Source organism: Thermogemmatispora sp. (assembly GCF_042408735.1).
Classification (GTDB): domain Bacteria; phylum Chloroflexota; class Ktedonobacteria; order Ktedonobacterales; family Ktedonobacteraceae; genus Thermogemmatispora.
In genome coordinates this window covers 1-1,371 of record NZ_JBHOQV010000106.1, presented here as the reverse complement: position 1 = coordinate 1,371, position 1,371 = coordinate 1, and the positions used below count along the sequence as shown (strand labels likewise).

Genomic DNA, 1,371 nt, shown 5'->3' with positions numbered 1-1,371 from the left:
CCGTATTGCCTCATATAAAAATCTTTCCGAAATGCTCATCGTTGCCTCATTTATTTTCTTTTCGTCTCTGCCTTCGGGCAACCTCGTTGACCCTCCTTCTTGCCTGAGTGTGAACCACCCCCAGAAGAGGATACCGCTAACTGCTCTAACTGCTCCAGCAAGCGAGCTATCTCCTCCCGTAAACGCAACGGGTGCAACTGTGCCTGCTGGGCACGCAACCGTGCCTTCACCACGTCCGGTATCTGCTCACTCGCTAACGAACGCTCCACCGGCGTCTGCGCATCACCGTAACGACGGGTCACCTTGCTGCCGTGCCGAACCTTCTCCCGACAACGCATCACCGACTGGAAGAAGTTCAGATACTTGCCCAGCACCGCATACAACCGCCCCAACACCTGCACTGCTTCCTCGCCTTCAAAGCGAGCATAACCCACATACTGCCGAACCGCCGTGTAATGCTTCTGCTCCACATAGCAACTGTCGTTCTTGCGCCCCGCGCGGGCGCGCGTGAAGGTGATGTGATGCTGCTGGCAGTAACGCAACAAGTGGGCGTTGATGAACTCGGAGCCGTTGTCACTGTCTATGCCAAGAAGTGGGAAAGGCAAGCGGGTGCGAATGCGCTCTATCGCCTGCACCGTCCACACCTGCGCTTTGTTGGGCAAGGCTTCCAGTTCCACCCAGCCACTGTAGACGTCGGTGAGGTTGAGGGTGTAACAGCATTCGCCGTCACTGCTTGCGCCGATATGCGCCACCAGGTCTGCCTCCATGAAGCCGGGACATTTCTCGTTCCAGTCGGCGAAGGTACGGATAGGGATTTGGCTCTTGAGCAGGGTGCCCGGCTTGGTGGCGACTTGTTTGCGGGCGAAGGGTTGTTGGCGTTTGTGTTCGCGCAGGAGGCGGTCAATGGTGGCAGCGCTGATGGTGTGCAGTTGCTGGATGGTCTGTTCGTCCAGATGCAGTTGGTGCTGCAGTTTGGGTAGCCACAGCGGTATCATCGCCTTCATGCGTTTCCCACAGGGGCAGTCCATCAGTTGCCAGAGGGTGTGCAGGGCGCGACGTGTGGAGGCAGTGTAGGTGGGTTTGCGTCGTGTGGTGCGTTTGGTGTGGTGGGAGGAGGTTTGAGATGGGGTTTGATAGGTGCGCAGCAGCAGGGCGGCGTAGGTGCGGTGGTAGCCTGTGTCCTGCACCACCTTCTGCAGGATGGCGGTTTTGGTGCGTTTGTCGGCGTGCTGATACTCTTTGGCGTGTCTTTTGATGAACACTTTTCGTTCGTTCATGGTTAGCCTCAAGTCCACCGTTGTTCCTCCTGTAAAGGGTTTCATGAGGAGCATACGGGTAATGGAATTGGAAAAGATTTTCAAATGAGGCAAC

At 56.6% G+C, this 1,371-nt stretch carries 1 protein-coding gene; it reads right to left on the bottom strand.

Annotation, left to right across the window (positions count from 1 at the left end):
- Window positions 1-50: 50 nt before the first annotated feature.
- On the bottom strand, window positions 51-1,371 hold a 1,321-nt coding region (locus ACFMO7_RS08955), incomplete at its 5' end, for a transposase family protein (protein WP_376795145.1).